The sequence below is a fragment of the Halogeometricum sp. S3BR5-2 genome, assembly GCF_031624635.1.
GTDB classification, from domain to species: domain Archaea; phylum Halobacteriota; class Halobacteria; order Halobacteriales; family Haloferacaceae; genus Halogeometricum; species Halogeometricum luteum.
On record NZ_JAMQOQ010000001.1, the window covers coordinates 1170544 to 1186641 of the forward strand.

Annotated in this window: 14 protein-coding genes and 1 pseudogene; 13 read left to right on the plus strand and 2 right to left on the minus strand. The window is 67.3% G+C overall.

Annotated features, from left to right (window positions below; all coding sequences use genetic code 11):
* Window positions 1–27: 27 nt before the first annotated feature.
* On the plus strand, window positions 28–1965 hold the full coding sequence (locus tag NDI79_RS06070) for a DUF2070 family protein (protein ID WP_310927544.1): 1938 nt from the start codon (window positions 28–30) through the stop codon (window positions 1963–1965).
* Between the two features lie 65 nt (window positions 1966–2030).
* On the opposite strand, the gene NDI79_RS06075 is transcribed toward NDI79_RS06070, so the two are convergent.
* Window positions 2031–2231, minus strand: coding sequence for a hypothetical protein (locus NDI79_RS06075; protein WP_310927545.1), 201 nt, complete (start codon window positions 2229–2231; stop codon window positions 2031–2033).
* Window positions 2232–2473: 242 nt separating this feature from the next.
* Between NDI79_RS06075 and NDI79_RS06080 the strand changes: the two genes are divergently transcribed.
* Window positions 2474–3091 carry a methyltransferase domain-containing protein gene (locus NDI79_RS06080; RefSeq protein ID WP_310927546.1) on the plus strand — a complete coding sequence of 206 codons (618 nt, stop codon included), beginning with the start codon at window positions 2474–2476 and terminating at the stop codon, window positions 3089–3091.
* A gap of 264 nt (window positions 3092–3355) precedes the next feature.
* Window positions 3356–3793 carry a DUF1810 domain-containing protein gene (locus NDI79_RS06085; RefSeq protein WP_310927547.1) on the plus strand — a complete coding sequence of 146 codons (438 nt, stop codon included), beginning with the start codon at window positions 3356–3358 and terminating at the stop codon, window positions 3791–3793.
* Between the two features lie 81 nt (window positions 3794–3874).
* Here the strand turns inward: NDI79_RS06085 and NDI79_RS06090 are convergent, their stop codons facing one another.
* Window positions 3875–4879, minus strand: coding sequence for a HEAT repeat domain-containing protein (locus NDI79_RS06090; RefSeq protein ID WP_310927548.1), 1005 nt, complete (start codon window positions 4877–4879; stop codon window positions 3875–3877).
* 136 nt (window positions 4880–5015) lie between these two features.
* On the opposite strand from NDI79_RS06090, the gene NDI79_RS06095 reads away from it, so the two are divergent.
* The 10 genes and pseudogenes from NDI79_RS06095 to NDI79_RS06145 all read left to right on the plus strand — a co-directional run bounded on the left by NDI79_RS06095 (window position 5016) and on the right by NDI79_RS06145 (window position 16006).
* Window positions 5016–5213 carry a hypothetical protein gene (locus NDI79_RS06095; protein ID WP_310927549.1) on the plus strand — a complete coding sequence of 66 codons (198 nt, stop codon included), beginning with the start codon at window positions 5016–5018 and terminating at the stop codon, window positions 5211–5213.
* Window position 5214: 1 nt separating this feature from the next.
* Complete coding sequence (locus NDI79_RS06100; RefSeq protein WP_310927550.1) at window positions 5215–6150, plus strand: NAD(P)/FAD-dependent oxidoreductase; 936 nt, start codon at window positions 5215–5217, stop codon at window positions 6148–6150.
* Between the two features lie 173 nt (window positions 6151–6323).
* Window positions 6324–7577: an ABC transporter substrate-binding protein gene (locus NDI79_RS06105; RefSeq protein ID WP_310927551.1), complete on the plus strand. Its 1254-nt coding sequence runs from the start codon at window positions 6324–6326 to the stop codon at window positions 7575–7577.
* Between the two features lie 139 nt (window positions 7578–7716).
* Window positions 7717–8407 (plus strand): annotated as a pseudogene (locus NDI79_RS06115) (ABC transporter substrate-binding protein); the annotation flags it as partial.
* A 487-nt stretch (window positions 8408–8894) separates the two neighbouring features.
* Window positions 8895–10070 (plus strand): COG1361 S-layer family protein, encoded by a 1176-nt coding sequence (locus tag NDI79_RS06120; protein ID WP_310927554.1) that lies wholly within the window; start codon window positions 8895–8897, stop codon window positions 10068–10070.
* A 6-nt stretch (window positions 10071–10076) separates the two neighbouring features.
* A complete protein-coding gene (locus NDI79_RS06125) occupies window positions 10077–10883 on the plus strand; it encodes an ABC transporter ATP-binding protein (protein ID WP_310927555.1) in 807 nt (268 codons plus the stop codon).
* Window positions 10884–10968: 85 nt separating this feature from the next.
* Window positions 10969–12150: an ABC transporter permease gene (locus NDI79_RS06130; protein WP_310927556.1), complete on the plus strand. Its 1182-nt coding sequence runs from the start codon at window positions 10969–10971 to the stop codon at window positions 12148–12150.
* Window positions 12151–12193: 43 nt separating this feature from the next.
* Window positions 12194–13372 (plus strand): ABC transporter permease, encoded by a 1179-nt coding sequence (locus NDI79_RS06135; protein ID WP_310927557.1) that lies wholly within the window; start codon window positions 12194–12196, stop codon window positions 13370–13372.
* 627 nt (window positions 13373–13999) lie between these two features.
* Window positions 14000–15328 carry a hypothetical protein gene (locus NDI79_RS06140; RefSeq protein ID WP_310927558.1) on the plus strand — a complete coding sequence of 443 codons (1329 nt, stop codon included), beginning with the start codon at window positions 14000–14002 and terminating at the stop codon, window positions 15326–15328.
* Window positions 15329–15400: 72 nt separating this feature from the next.
* Window positions 15401–16006, plus strand: a complete 606-nt coding sequence (locus tag NDI79_RS06145; RefSeq protein ID WP_310927559.1) for an anthrone oxygenase family protein — start codon at window positions 15401–15403, stop codon at window positions 16004–16006.
* Window positions 16007–16098: the final 92 nt, after the last annotated feature.

The following is a 16098-nucleotide window of genomic DNA, read 5'->3' on the forward strand; positions in this document are numbered from 1 at the left end:
TCACGAGCGTCTCCGGATTCTCTCTCCATGACTGCCACTCAAAGCGACTTGGCGGGGCTGTCGCGGTACATCTTCCGCGCGCCCAGTTGGTACACCAGCCTCGCGTTCGCCCTCCTCATCGCCGCCATGGCCGGCGTCGCCGCGTTCGACTCCGGCGAGTCGATGCGGACGTGGCGCGGCCTGCTCTTCCTCGGCAAGGACGCCTGGCAGGGCATCTTCTTCATCGGCATCCCCACCGTCATTGCGGCGTTCGGCACCTCCGGCGTCGACCGCTTCGTCGGCGGCACGCTCACTCCGAACCGGTCGTCGCTGCTCGCGTTGGTCTGTGAGATACTCATCGTCACCATCGTCACGGCGGCGGCCATCGTCTCGGTGTTCACGGGCCTCGGCCAGCGGTTCGTCTTCGACGCCCTCGTCGTCGCCCTCGCCTCCACGTTCGCCTTCCGCCTCCTCGTCGTCATGGCCGTCTCCCGGTCGTCGCTGCTCGTCGCGGCGGTGCCGGCGAGTCTCCAGACTGCGGCGGCGGCGGTGCTCCTGTTCATCTACAGCGGTACGCTCACCTTCCTCTCGGTGGGCGGACCCATCTTCGACGCATACCTGTTACCGTACCTCTCGCGGGCCGACCACGCGCCGGCGGCGCTGTCGTACATCGGGCCGAACCACTTCCTCCTCCTCGGCCTCACCTGCGCCGTCTACGCCTTCGGCGTCTACGTCTTCGTCGCCGTCGTCGACCGGCCGTGGCGCCGGAGCCTCGGCGTCTCGATGCTGGATTTCCTCCGCGGGTTCATCGGCCACATCGCCGAGGGCTCCCGCGAACTGGAGGAGTTCTTCGAGCAACTCGGCGAAGAGGCCATCGTCCCCGTCACCGTGCTCTCGTTCCGGACGGGCTACGGGGAGAAGGCGCGGTTCATCCTGCCGATGATCCACCCCGGCCCGATGGGCGAAATCGGCGGCGGCAACTTCCCCGAACGCGTCGCCGCCCGCTCCGAGGGGCTGGCGTTCCCGCCGCACGCCACCGCGGGCCACGACTTCAATCTCGTCACCGAACGCGAAGTGGACACCATCCTCGAAGCCGCCGACGCCGCCCACGACCGAATCGAGTACGGGTCGGAGGCGACGCGGAGCGCGACCGTCAGTTCCGGCGAGGCGAAGATGCTCGGGCAGGCGTTCGGCGACGACGCCGTGCTCGTCTCCACGTACGCGCCCGCGTTCGCCGACGACGTGGAGTACGCCGTCGGCCTCTCGGCGGCGGCGGAGGCGCGGACGACCGGACTGGACGACGTGCTCCTCGTGGACGCCCACAACAGCAACGACGGCCTCAGCGGCCCCGACTTGGGTCACGTCACGCCGGGGTCGAAGCGCTCGTTCGACATGATAACCGCCGCCGGCCGCGCGGGCGAAGCGCTGTCGGAGGCGCCGCGCGGCGCCCTCTCGATGGGCGTCGCGTGGGAGGAGACGCCGTGGACGCCCGCGGAGGGAATCGGCCCCCTCGGCATCCGCGTCGCCGTCACCGAGGTGGACGGGCAGGCGACGGCGTACGTGCTGGTCGACGGCAACAACATGGAGCCGGGTCTGCGAGACGCCATCGTCTCGGACCTCACCGAAGCGGGTGGCGAGAGTGAGAAGGGAGACGGGGGCGACTCGCTGGTCGACGTGGCGGAGGCGATGACGACGGACACCCACATCGTCAACACGGTGAAGGCGGACAATCAGGTCGGCGCGGGCCTCGACCAGACGGAACTCCGGGAGCGAATCGTCGCGCTCACCCGCGAGGCGCTCTCGGACGTCGAACCCGTCGAGGCGGGGATGGCCGTCGAACGCGTCGAGGTGACCGTCTTCGGCAACGACCGGACGGAGACGCTCGCCAGTCACGCCAACGCCGTCGTCGCCATGGGCGGCGCGTTCGCCGCCTCGATGATTCTCGCGGCGATGGCCGTCAGCGTGCTCATCTTCCTGTTCGCGTAGAACGAGTCGGCGCCGTCGGGACCATCTGCGGGTGAGAGCGACACGCGGACCGGAGAGGATGTTTCTCAGTTCCGGTTCGCTAGGAATGCGGGAACGATGACTAACAGCGCTAGCAACAGACCAGCCCCGGTGATAGCGAGGACTGCCTCTGTTGACCCCGTTGCTGCTACGTGATTGTACGATGTGACGACCGCTGCCGCTGTGAACACCCCAACAAGGGCGAGTCGGAAAACGTCCGAACGCCAGTTCGCTAGGAGGGCCGCCATGGTCCAGAGAATACAGCTCGTAACAAACACGTTCGGACTACGTATCTGAAACACGGATGCTGCCTCTCCGGCACGACCACAGCGACTACACCGAACGCGGTCAATAGCGACGTGCCGAATGGAGAGGACGTATCCGACGCGACGAATTCATCGGTCTCGGACACGCAGCCCCGAACTACTCGTCAGGTAGTTCGCGCTGGTTGACCACTAAACTAAACAGTTCAGCTGAGAGCTTTCGAGTGATGAACTCCGAGGACCGAGAACAAGTCTATGGAAGAGAAGAGTATTACTGGGGAACAGAGCCGAACCAGATGGCCGAACGAACGGTAGCGATAGCGTCTAGCGTAGCGAACGAGCCCACGGCTATCGACATCGGGGCCGGCGAAGGAAGGGACTCCGTTCTCTTTGCCGAGCACGGATGGAAAGTGTACGCCGTCGATACGTCTCAGAACGGGTTGGAGAAAGCAGAACGACTCGCCGAGCGTCGAGCCGTCGATATCGAAACGATTCGGGGAGATGCGAACGAACTGACGCTCCCGACGAGCGTCGACGTTGTCTACTCGGCGGGGGCAGTCCAGTATATTCGTCCCGAGAACCGGGCCCGACAGTTCGACCACTTCAAGTCTCAGACGAACGCCAGCGGGGTCCACGCTATCTTCGCGTTCGTCGACCACCCCGAAATCCCGACGCCGCCGGACTGGACGGAAAACGAGTACTTCTACGAACCGGGCGAACTGGCGGACCACTACGAGGACTGGGAGACGATTCGGCACGATGAAATCGTGTTCGATGATAGCTCTGGGAGCGAACCGCACCAGCACGCGGCGGAAATTCTGTTTGCGCAGAACACGACAAGATGAACCCCAGTTAGTAAAAGCGGTCATCCTCACGCTCTACGTCTATCGCTCAGGTGACCGCCGGCGGGCGACTGGCTCGTGACCGATTCGCGCGTGTTCAACACCACCACACGGAACGAGCGACTGCGGTTTCCACGGAGTCGGCGAACTCTTTCTCACCGCACCGAAGCCGCCGACTACGAGGTCCGAAGTACCGCCGGTCCCCGCGCGGATTCCGTCTTCGGACAAAGTTGAAACGCTCCCTCGGCAAACGTGAACTGAGAGACAGTGACAGACGAAGACGACCCGTGGAACTTACAGCGATTCGTCGAGGCCCAAGACCCCGTGATAGACGACGTCAAAGCGGAACTGCGGGCGGGCCGCAAGCGCACCCACTGGATGTGGTACGTCTTTCCGCAGATGGAGGGGCTCGGTCGGAGTCGAATGTCGCGGCGCTACGCCATCGCCTCGCGCGACGAGGCCGAGGCCTACTTGGCGCATTCGACGCTGGGCCCGCGACTGCGCGAGTGCTCGGCGCTCGTGAACGACGTCGAGGGACGCTCCGCGAACGAGATATTCGGGTCGCCGGACGACCTGAAGTTCCGGTCGTCGATGACGCTGTTCGACGCCGTCGCGGACGACCCGGCGCCGTTCAGGACGGCGCTGGAGCGCTACTACGGCGGCGAACCCGACCCGAAGACGCTGGAGTTACTGGGAGATTCCTGAACGCCGAGCGCTCGGATACGTGTCCCCGTCTCCTAGCTCACCGAGAGCCACTCGCGACTGGCGGACCCCGACACCCGCTGGTCAGTACGGCACGCCGCAACGCGGACACATCGGCGGCCCGTTCTCGGGGAGTGTGAGCCCGCAGTGCGAACACTCACCGTCGGTCTCGGGGGACAGTATCTCCGTGGCGGCGTCGTCTGTCGTCCGTCGAATCCCCTCGACAGTGCCGATATCGCCGGCTATCTCGACCGAATCCGACGGGCTGTTCGCGGCTTGGAGAGCGAACCGGGCCCGTTCCGCGGCGAACGACTCCTCGTCGTCCGCGAGTTCCGCGTCGGGAAGCGGCGTCCCCTCGGTATCGTCTCGGACCGACACCCCGAGGGCCTCGGCGGCGCGGCCGCGAACGAACGGACTGTCGTCGTCGAGTCGGGCGCGCAGTTCGGCGCGGGCGTCCACGAGCGCCGCCGGGTACTCACACCCCACCACCGCGGCCGCCGTGCAGAGGTGATACCGCACGAGTTCGTTCTCGTCGTCGGCGTGCTCGACGAGGTGTGAGACCTGACGTCTGAGTCGCCGGGGGTCGCCCAGCGCCACGAATTCGAGCGCTTTCGCCAGTTTCTCTTTCACCTCAGGTTCGTCGAACGACAGTCCGACTCGGAGGTCGGCGAGGACTTCGGGCGAGTTGACCTCCTCCGGGCGTTCGAGGGCGACGTAGCCCAGCGCCTCCGCCGACCGAGCCCGAACGTAGTAGAACTCGTCTTCGTCGGCGAGTCGGTCGGCGAGCGCCGGGACGACGGGAACGACCGCGTCCGGGTCGGCCTCGGCGACGGCGACGAGGAGTTTCGCGGTCGTCAGTCGGATCGGCCGCTCGTCGTCGGTGAGAAACGGCGCGACCGAGGCGCAGAGCGAGGAGAACGCTGTCGGGTCGTCGTCCGCCAGGTGTCGCAGCGTCTGGAGGGTCAGCTTCCGGGTTTCGGCGTTCTCTTCGCGGAGTGCGTCGAGACCTCTGGTCGCGGTCTCCCGTGCGTCGTTCCGGATCAGTTCAGGGATGCGTTCGACCAACGCGGATTGATTCGGTTCCTCCATGCGGGGCCTCCTCTCGGGAGCAGTATGGACGTGCGTGACGAATAAGTAGCGGTGGTCGGTCGCCGGACCGTGACATTTCTTTTTCGGCCCGCCAAAAAATAGAAACGACTTTGTGTATTTAGGTTGGCCTAAAATCATGGCACACGATTCATCAGGGGTCGGAACACCGACCGGACGCGAGTACGTGAAGTACGGCGCGGTCGTCGGCACCGGACTGCTGGCCGGGTGTTCCGCTGACACCGACGCCGATCGGACGACGGGCGCGGGTAAGTCGACCCCCGAGACGACGAGAGGAACCGACGCGGAGACGGCGTCGGACGCGGGGGAAATCTGAGATGAGCCCGACGGAGACATCAGAACGACCCGAGTTCGACCGCGACGTGGTCATCGTCGGCGGCGGACCCGCCGGCTGTTCGGCCGGGGTGTTCACCGCCCGGTACGGCCTCGATACGGTCGTGTTCGACCGGGGACGCTCCTCGATCCAGCGGTGCGCGTTCTTGGAGAACTACCTCGGGTTCCCCGCCGGCATCGACGTGGAGACGCTGTACGACCTGATGCACGACCACGCCGAGGAGGCGGGTTGCGACGTGGTCGCGGACCTCGTCGAGTCGGTCGAACCGCTCGACGACGGCGGCGAACCCCGCGGCTTCGTCGTCCGGACGCAGGAGGGTCGAACGGTGACCGCGCGCCGGGTCGTGGCCGCCGCGCGCTACGACGGCGAGTACATGCGCGGACTGAACGACGAGGACGCGATGTTCGAGACGCACGAGCACGACGGCGAGACCCACGAACACTTCGACAAGAGCTACGCCGACGAGGACGGGACGACGCCCGTCGAGGGCCTCTACGTCGCCGCGCCGTACGAGACAGGCTATCAGGCGAGCATGGCCGCCGGCCGCGGCGCACGGGTCGGAATCACCGTCGTCGAGGACGCGCGGCGCGACCGGGGCGTCCCGGAGGCATTGGCGAACCACTACGACTGGATGCGCCGGGAACGGGAGCTCACCGAGGAGTGGGCTGACCGCGACCGGTGGCGGGAGTACATCCACGACCGGGTGCCCGACGACCACGGACTGGACGAAGAGCAGTTGGTCGAGATGCGCGAGCGGGAGATAGACCGCCGGTTCGAGACGTACCTCGACGACGACGAGGTGGACCGGCGAACCCGACGAGGACAGAGGCGGCTCCTCGAACACGTCGACGACGACGCCGTCCTCGCGGCGGCGCGGCGCATCGAGGCCGAGCGGAGTGCATCGGAGGCGGACGACTGACGGTGGCCGACGAATCGGCTTCGAGCCGGAGGCGGTGGCTCGGCGGGTTCGACCGGGAACGAACGCGTATCGTCCCCTCGACGGGCTAATCTGACGAACGAGAACCGAATCGTCCGCTTTTTGCTGGCCTAAAAATCGAAGCAGTTATGGATATTTAGGCTAGCCTAAAACCGATGGCGAAAGATGAGACTCACTGGGTGCCGACGCGGCGCGAGTACGTGAGATACGGCGGCGCGGTGGTCGGTGGCGGCCTCCTCGCGGGATGTACTGGCGGGAACGAATCGAACGAATCGAGCGGAGCGTCGACGTCGGTAGACGCGTCGGCCGCGACAGAAGCGGGAACGGAGACGGGGTCGGCGACGACCGGAGACGACTCTTACTCGGTGGCGATGGAACCGGCCGGGACCGTCGAGTTCGATGCCGTCCCCGAACGGTGGGTCGCGTACAAGTCGGGGTACGGCGACATGGGAATCTCGCTCGGCGTCGGCGACGGACTCGTCGGCACCGACCGTCCGAGCGAGTCGTTCGCCCTGCTGGCGAAGCGGTTCTACTCGCAACTGCCCGGCGTCGAACTCGACTTCGGCGACGTCGCCAACATCCGCGCGGACGGCGAGGCCGTAGACAAGGAGATATTCTACGAGGTCGACGCCGACCTCCACCTGATGGACCCGAACCTCCCGGTCGTCTACTTCGACTGGTCGGACGGGGACGTGGCGGAGGTATCTCGGAACGTCGCTCCGTTCTTCGGGAACTTCATCCGCCGTGCCCGCGACGACGCGTGGGGCGAGTCCTACCGGTCGTACACGCTGTACGAGGCGTTCGAGAAGGTCTCGCGGGTGTTCCGGCGGCGGGAGCGGTACGACGCGTTCGAGCGACTTCACGAGGAGGTGCAGTCCCGAATCGACGACGCCCTGCCCCCGGTCGCGGAACGTCCCTCCATCGCGCTGATGAACGGGGGGTCGGACCCGGCCAACGGGACGTTCTACGCCATGGACCCGACCGCACCGGGGTACGAGATGAAGCAGTACCGCGACCTGGGCATCAAGAACGCGTTCGAGGGCGTCGAAACCGGGCAGTACGGCGAGACCGACTACGAGACGCTGCTCGAGGTCGACCCGGAGATCATCGTCTTCCACTGGGGCGTCACGTACGAACGAGACGCGTTCCGCGAGCAGTTCGTCGCCCCCATGCTGGAGGACGACGTGGCGCGGGAACTGACCGCGGTTCGAGAGGAGAACCTCTACCCGGGCGGGACGGCCGAACAGGGACCGACGATCAACCTCTTCCAGACCGAGATGCTCGCCCAACAGCAGTATCCCGAGGAGTTCGGCGAGTTCCCCGGACTGGGTGAAACGCCCGAGGAGGAGGAGCAACTGTTCGACCGCGAGCGAGTTGCGGGCATCATCAACGGAGAGATACAGGCGTGACTGACGACACCGGCGGCGCAAACACAACCGAAACGCCGACGCGCAGTGACTTCGGCGAGAGTACCGAGGGGGAGAGCGGGAGAAGCGGACGAACCCGACGGGATTCCCGCGAGCGAAGCGAGCGGGAAGTCGTCAGGCGCAGAGCGACGTCGACGAAGTCACCGAGAACGTCGCCCCGTTTCTGGGTAACCTCGTCTTCCGGCGGACGGACGACTGGCACGACTACCGGTACTACACGCTGTACGATGCGTTCGAGAAGGTCGCCGAGGTAGTCCGGGAACGCGAGCGTTTCGAGGCGATTCGGTCGCTCCACGACGAACTGGTCGGGGGAAGTGGAGTCGAGGCTGCCGGCACCCGGCGACCGACCGACCGCCGCCCTGCTGTTCGCGGGCGACGAACCGGAGGATTTCGCGCCGTATCGAGTCTCCGGAGAGGGCGCGAACAAGGAGCACTTCCGCACGCTCGGGATTTCGGACGCCTTCGAGGGAACCGGCGTAGAGGGCTACTCGGGGTCGGAAGCGGTCGACTACGAGACGCTGTTGGAGGTCGACCCGGATTCGCTCCTGCTCCGATACCACGGCAACAAGACGCGCGCGGAGTTCGAGACGACGACCGTCTCGTACGTGGGGGAACACGAGTTGGGGAGTCGGCTGTCGGCCGTCCGGAACGGGATGATGTTCCGCGGGAGCCCCATCTACTGCGGCCCCCTGCACAACCTCTTCATGATCGAGCGGTACGCGACGGGACTGTTCCCGGAGACGTTCACGGAAGACCGCCTGTTCGACCGACAGCGACTCGCGGACATCGTCACCGGAGGTGACCAGTCGTGAGCGAATGAGACCAGCGGACCCGAACGGAGTCGGCGGTGGTCCCCGGGGCGACTCCGAGAGAGACGGAGCGGCGGACCGGGAGGACCGAGGATGACACGACGCGGGCGGACGCGACCGACGAGGCGCGGGTGCGTCAAGTACGGCGGTGGACCGTCTGGATTGTCGGATTCGCCCCGCGGCGATAGCTGCAGAACTCCTGCTCGAATCTGCACGAGGGCATCGATGAGTCTCTCGGTCGGAAGCCGTCGAAAACGGATACGACAGTTCGGTGGCGTCGTCGACGAAAGCGGTGCTCTCACAGCAACTCGAAGGTCTCGGCGAGACCGATAGTCGCCCCCCAGAGCGTACGACCCGCCTGCGTCGTCCGATTCGACGCACGCTCGTGCGCCTCGCGGACGAAGAATGCGGACAGTTTATCTGTCTACGAACAGACACCACAAGCGTCGTAATGACAACTTTACAATATGATTGAGCGTACCCTCCACCGATGTCCTCGAAGCTGAATCGCAGTCGGTCGTCGCTGGTCCCGTGGGCCGTCGTCGCGGCTGTCGTCCTGTCGTCCGTCCTCTTCCCGGTCGTCGCGGCGCCGGCCGACGCCGCGGGTGCCCATCTCGGAGTCACGGGCGTCGAGGTGCGGCCGACGTCGCCCGCACCGGGTCAACAGACGGAGTTCGAGGTGTCGATTCGTAACGGGCCGAACAGCGCGAGCGCCGTCGAGCTATCCGACGTCTACGTCAGGGCGGTGGGAAGCACGGACGACGTCGCTCGGATCGAAGACGCGGGGACGCTGCCCGTCGGCGGGAACGTCACCGTTCCGCTGTCCGCGTCCTTCGCCGAACCGGGAGCGAAGAACCTCCGCGTCACCGTCGTCGGCAGACAGAGCGACGGGTCGGTCGTCCGAGCCAGATACCCGGTGACCGTCGAGGTCGAGGAACCGAATCGGCCCCAGTTGGAGCTCTCGGCCGAGGAAGCGGTTTCGGGGTCGAGGCGGCCGGTCAACGTCACCGTCGCGAACGGACTGGAGCGCGACATCCGTCAGCTCCGGGTCGAGACGGCCTCCGATCGGGTCAACTTCAGCGTAAACGAGCGCGTGCGGGCTCGGCTCCGCGCCGGGAACACGACAACGTTCACGTTCCCCGCCCGCATCTCCGAGCCCGGGGCGTACCCGGTCGACCTCACGCTGCACTACGTCGATAACGGCGTCGAGCGGAGCGTCTCGCGCACGTACGAGGCGAACTTCGACGCGCCGACGAACCCCGGTGAACTCGTGTTGACCGACGTGCAGGCGACCCAGCGCGGCGGGACGCTGGAGCTCTCCGCGACGGCGGGGAACGTCGGTTCGAGCACCGTCGAGGGCGTCGTCGTCTCGGTTCCGGAGGCGTCGGGCGTCGAAGGGAGCCGGTACTTCGTCGGGAGCGTCGAGCAGAGCGACTTCTCGTCGTTCACGCTCACCTCGAACGTCGAGGGGAACGTCTCGTCGGTCCCGGTCGAGGTGACCTACTCGGTCGGCGGCGTCGAGCGGTCGTTCACCGACAGCGTCGAGGTCGACCGCCGAGTCGTGAGACGACAGTCCCCGCAGCAGGGCGGACTGCCGTTGGTGCCCATCGGCGGAGCGGTCCTCGTACTGGTGCTCGCTGCGGGCGCCTTCGTCTGGTGGAGATGACGTCAGATGGGCTCGGACACTACCGCCGATGACGAGGCGGACCGAACGGGAGCGAACGAGGGCCGCGACGGCGACGGTGATTCGCGGACCCCGGAGGGCGCCGGACGAGACCCGGTCGTCCACGGCGAAGGCGTGCTCAAGGAGTACGAGACGGGGAGCGAGACCGTTCGGGCGCTGAAGGGCATCGACTTCGACGTCCGTCCGTCGGATTCGGTGGCCATCGTCGGCCCCTCCGGGAGCGGGAAGTCGACGCTCTTGAACCTCCTCGGACTCCTCGACGTTCCGACCGAGGGGACGGTTCGGCTTCGCGGCGACGACGTCTCGACGTTCTCGGACGGCGAGCGGACCGGCAGACGGAAACGGACCATCGGGTTCATCTTCCAGAGCTTCCACCTGATTCCGACGCTGACCGCGCTGGAGAACGTGGAGATGCCGCGGATGCTCGACCGGACGCCGACGACGACGCGGGAGCGCGCGACCGCGCTGCTGCGGAGAGTCGGTCTCGGCGACCGGTTGGACCACTACCCGGACGAGCTATCGGGCGGGCAGAAACAGCGCGTCGCCATCGCGCGGGCGCTTATCAACGACCCGGCGATTCTGCTGGCGGACGAACCGACCGGGAACCTCGACCGGGACACCGGCGACCGGATTCTCGCGCTGTTCGACGACCTCCGCGCGGAGGAGGACGTGGCGGTCGTCACGGTCACGCACGACGAGTACGTCGCCGAGGCGGCCGACCGAGTGGTCAATCTCGTCGACGGCGAGATTCAGCGCGAGACGGCGTCCGGGGAGACAGCGGGGACCGACCCGTGAGGGGAGCGAAGCGACGCGCGACGCACAGCCCTCCGGAGGCCGCGAGGGTTCGAACGGAGAACGTCGCGGTCCGGGAGGGGCGGCCGTGAGTCGTCGACAGCGGATGCTCGCGCGGGTTCCGACGCTCGTGCTGGCGCGGCGAAACCTCTCCCGGGCGACCGCCCGGTCCGTCCTCGCCGTCCTCGCCGTCGTCATCGGCGTCGTCGCCATCGGAACCATCGGCGTCGGCGGCGAGGCGTTCAAGCAGGACCAGTCGGCGGCGTACGAGGGGTTCGGCGGGACTGCGACCGTCACCCCGGTCTACTATCCGGACAGCGAGGGACCGGTAGACCAGAGCCTCTCGGCCCAAGAGATCGACAGGATGCGTCAGGCGACGGCCGGTGCGACGGTCCTGCCGGTCGTCCAGCGGTGGGACGCGCTCGTTCGGACCGAATCGGGCGACACCGTTCCGACGGCGCAGCTCAAAGGCCTCGGGACGCCCGGAGCGTTCTACGACGTGCGAGCGGGGACGATTCCGGAGAACTGGCGGCGGAGCGCGGTCGTCGGCTCGCGGGTCGCCGACACCAACGATATCGAGCCGGGCGACCAGGTGACCGTCGCGGTGAACGGAAGCTTCGACCGCTCGTTCCGGGTCGCGGCGGTGCTCGAAGCGCAGGGGTTCGCCGACCCGCTACAGGCGGACCGGTCGATATTCCTGCCGCTCGGGCAGTTCGATCAGTCCGCGTACGACAGCGCCATCGTCAGCGTCGACGCGCGGACGGCCTCGATAGACCGGGCCGCGGCGAGCATCGAATCGGAGTTCAACACGCGGCGACGAACCGTGAACGTCCAGAAGGCCCGAGAGCAACGCGAGCAGTTCGAGCAGTTGTTCGAGACGATCAACCAGTTCCTCATCGGCGTCGGGGGCATCTCGCTCGTCGTCGCCGCGGTCACCATCGCGAACACGATGCTCATGTCCGCCATCGAGCGCGAGACGGAGATCGGCGTGATGCGGGCGGTCGGATACCCGAAACGGGCGGTCGTGAGTCTCCTCGTCGCGGAGGCGGGCATCCTCGGGGTGATCGGCGCTGCGATAGGCGTTCCGCTCGCGTTCGCGATCGGCGCGGGGCTGAACCAGTTCCTGCTCGGCGACCCCTGGGCGTTCACCGCGACCGGGGTACGCTACATCGCGCTCGGCGCCGTCTTCGGCGTCGTCACCTCGGTCCTCGCCGGACTGTATCCGGGGTGGAAAGCCGCGAGCAAGCGGCCGTTGGAGGCGCTCGAATGACCTCCGACGACGACCCGCCGACTCGCGACGGAGGTGACGGTCGGTGAGTTGGCTCTACCGGATCGCGGGACGGTTCCCGCGACTCGTAATCGCGCGGCGGAACATCTCGCGTGCGAAGGCGCGTTCGGCGCTCGCGGTGCTCGCGATACTCATCGGCGTCGTCGCCATCGGGTCCATCGGCGCCGGCGGCGCGGCGTTCAAACAGAGCCAACTGCAGACGCTTCAGGGACAGGGAGCGACGAACGTCTACGTCTCGCCCGGTCCCGACATGGACCGCTCGTACTTCGACCGCGAGGACCTGAAGGCGATAAACGAGACCGTCGGGCCCGCGGGGGTCGTCGCGACGAGGGGCGGCGACCTGGCGGTGCTCGACCGCAACGGAACCCGCGAGTCAGTTTCGGTCACCTACTTGGACGACCCGAAGCGGGTGTACGAGGTCGGCCGCGGAACCGTTCCGGACGACTGGCGGCGGAGCCTCGTCGTGTCCTCGGCGTTCGCCGCGGACCGCGACGTCGAACCCGGCGAACGGGTGACGGTCGTCTCGGAGACGGAGGCGGGAACCGAGACGGCCGCCGACGAGACCGAACGCACGTACCGCGTCGCGGCCGTCCTCGAAGACGCGCAAGCCGTCGGGGCGAGCGACGTCTACCTGCCCATCGAACGGGCCGAGGCCCGGGAGTACGGTCAGGTTCGGGTGACGACCCGGTCGACCGACCGCGCCGAGGCGGTCGCGACGGCGCTCCGAGAGGAGTTCAACGACCGGAAACAGCGACTGCTGGTCTTGGAACTCACCTCGCTGGTCCGGTTGCTCACGACCATCGTGAACGGCATCAACACGTTCCTCGCGGGGTTGGCCTCCATCTCGCTGCTCGTCGCCGGCGTCTCGATCACGAACACGATGCTGATGGCGGTCATCAAGCGACGCGAAGAGATCGGCGTCCTTCGGGCGGTGGGGTACGGAAAGCGCGACATCGTCCGGATACTGCTGCTCGAAGCGTCGCTGCTGGGCGTCCTCGGTGCGGTGATCGGCGTGTCGATCTCCGTCGCCGTCGCACTCGTCGCCAACGCCGTGTTCCTGGGAGACCCGTTCGCATTCACGCGAACCGCGCTCCTGTATCTCGCCGGAGCGGCGGCGTTCGGCGTTGCAACGAGTCTGCTCGCGGGCGCGTATCCGGCGTGGCGAGCGGCGAACGAGCGACCCGTCGAGGCCCTCCGAGGATGAGACTCCCCGTCGTACGCGCGCAGCGAGCGGCCGGGTCGAGAACGGGGACAGTAACCCGACGCTCATCAGGACGCGACACAGTCCAGTTCAGCAGATGTATCTGGTAAGTTGAATTTATATCAAACTGGACTAATTTCAGGATGTCGTTCGGGAGCACCGATGACTCGTCGTGCGACAGGCAGAGCTTGACATTGTGCTGCCCGCACCCTCGCCAGGTGCATTCCCTTTCGTGTCATCCGAGAGATCCGAGAGCGTCGCGAGCGGAGTCGCGTCGAGACCGAGTTCGACAGGAGACAGCGACCGAGCCGCCGCTCGCGGACGAGAACGCGGCAAAAACGGTGAGTGGGGGAGTGAGAGAGCAAACCACGGATGGGTGGGGGGTGGGGGATTCGGGTAGGCTTCCTCTCTCGTCCCCCGTTCGGAGACCGTCCTATAAAAATAGGGAGGTTCGGGTCGGGCGATTAGAGAACCGCTCTATACTATCCCGACGCTCCGCGCTGAGCGACCGACGGCGGCGGTGCCCGGTCCTCGCACGCTCCGCGGGCCCTTCGGTCGGTCGCTTCGGAAATCCCGCGAACGACGGACGCCTGAACCGCTTATTGCCGCCGCCGCGAACGTTCGAACGTCATGGATTCACAGGACGACCGCTTCCTCTATCCGAACCGGAGTCGGGACCGCTCGAAGGCGACGAGGGGCGTCTCCCGGCGGCGGATGCTGGCCGGCAGTGCGGCCGCGGGCGCGGCGGCGACGGCCGGGTGCGCCGGCGGTGGTGAGGGTGGAAGCGGGAGCGGGGACGACAACCCCGCCGCGACCGGGACGGGGACCGGCGACGCGCCGACCGTCTCGAACCCGCCGACGGTGTTCGTGTTCAACACGGGCGATGGAACCGTGAGCGTCGTCGACGTGGAATCGGACGAAGTCGTCGAGACGCGGGCGCTGGGCCTCTCCTCGTCGTTCCCGTCGAACCAGTACGCCCCTCGGCTGACGACCGCACCCGAGGACTCGCTGTGGCTGAACGTCGACCGCGGCGTCCGCGCGCTCTCGGTGGGGTCGCTGGCCGAAACCGCTTCGGTGGAAACGGAGTCCGGGGCGAACTGGCTCGAACGGACACCGAACGGGAGACACGTCGTCGTCAGCGCGCGCGAACCCGCCCACCGGCAGTTGAGAATCCACGCGGACCCGTCCTCCGACCGGTTCGGCGAGGTATCGGGCGACATCGACCGGACGGGCGAGGCGACGACGGGCGACCAGGCGGGGCCGGGACCGTGCGACGTGACGGTGCACCCCGACGGCGAGTTCGCCTACGTGCCGGACCTCTTCGCCGACACGCTGACCGTCCTGCGAATCGACCCCTTCGAAATCGAGACGCAGGTGGAGGTAGACCCGGTCGGCGACGGCCCGGCCCGCCCGTGGATGGGCACCGTCTCGCCGGACGGGCGGACGCTGCTCGTCGAACACGACGAGGGGGAGACGGGCACCGAGAGTATCTGGGACCTCTCGGACCCCGCGAACCCCGAAGAGCGGGTCAGGCTGACGGGCGACGACGGCCTCGGCCGGCGACCGCTGACGAGCGAAATCGGTCCGGACTCGGAGACGGGGTACGTGTTCACGCCGGGGTCCGACGACGTGACCGTCGTGGACCTCCGTGCCGGGGACGTCACGGGCCGCCTCGACCTCGGCGGGTCGGCGTTCGTCGGGACGTGGGACCCCGCGCACGCGAAACTGTACGTCCCCGTGCAGACGAGAGACGAGGTGGCCGTCGTCGACCACGCTCGGGGCGAAATCGTCGAACGCATCGCGGTGGGTGCGAACCCCTACGGCGCGACGGCGGCGCGGGCGCGGCCGCGACCGGACTCGACGGCGGCGCTGGGCACCGCGCTGGCGCGGTTGGGTATCCGAGAACCGGTCGAGACGACCTACTGCATCGGCAACTGCGCGTGCGGGCATCGACTGTAGACGGTGCTCGAAGAGCGTCCGTCACGACGACCGGCTACGTTGACGCTCGTGCGGCGCGATAAGGGGGTTGCCATGCTAGCCGCGTTCGATTTCGACTTCGACCGAGCGATGCCGTCCGACGTCCGCATCGAGACGCTCGTCTCCGGCGGCGCTGTCGACCAGTTGCTCCCGGCGACCGTTCCCTTCGCCCTCCTTCTGACCGTCGCCGCCGCCGTCGTGCTGTCCGGTCTCGCGGCGGGGTTCTTCTTCGCCTACGCGGCGAACGTGACGCTGGCGCTGAACGGACTCACGGGGGAGGCGTACACGACGGTGATGCAACCCATCAACGAGAGCGTGCGGAACCCCGCGTTCGCCGCGGTGTTCTTCGGCGCGCCGGCTGTCGCCGCGCTCGGAGCCGTACTGGTACTTCTCGGCGGCGACCTCCTGACGCCGTACGGTCTCCTCTTCCTCCTCGGCGCGGGCGTCTACCTCGTCGGGACGCTCGCCGTGACGGTCGTCGTCCACCTCCCGATGAACGACGCTATCGCCGCGTGGTCACCGTCCGCACCGCCGGAGGAGTGGGCCGCGGTCCGGGCGCGGTGGGCGCGGTGGAACCTGCTCCGGACCGCCGCGGCGCTCGTCTCGTTCGTCGCGTTCCTCGCCGCGACGGTCGCACTCCTCGCCCGGCCACCCGGGTGAATCGGTCGGGCGTCGGACTCGGACGCCGCGCTGTGTTCGTTCGCGTCGACGACTTCGGGCCGCGGCGCGTCGGGTTCGAGAGTTATGGTCGT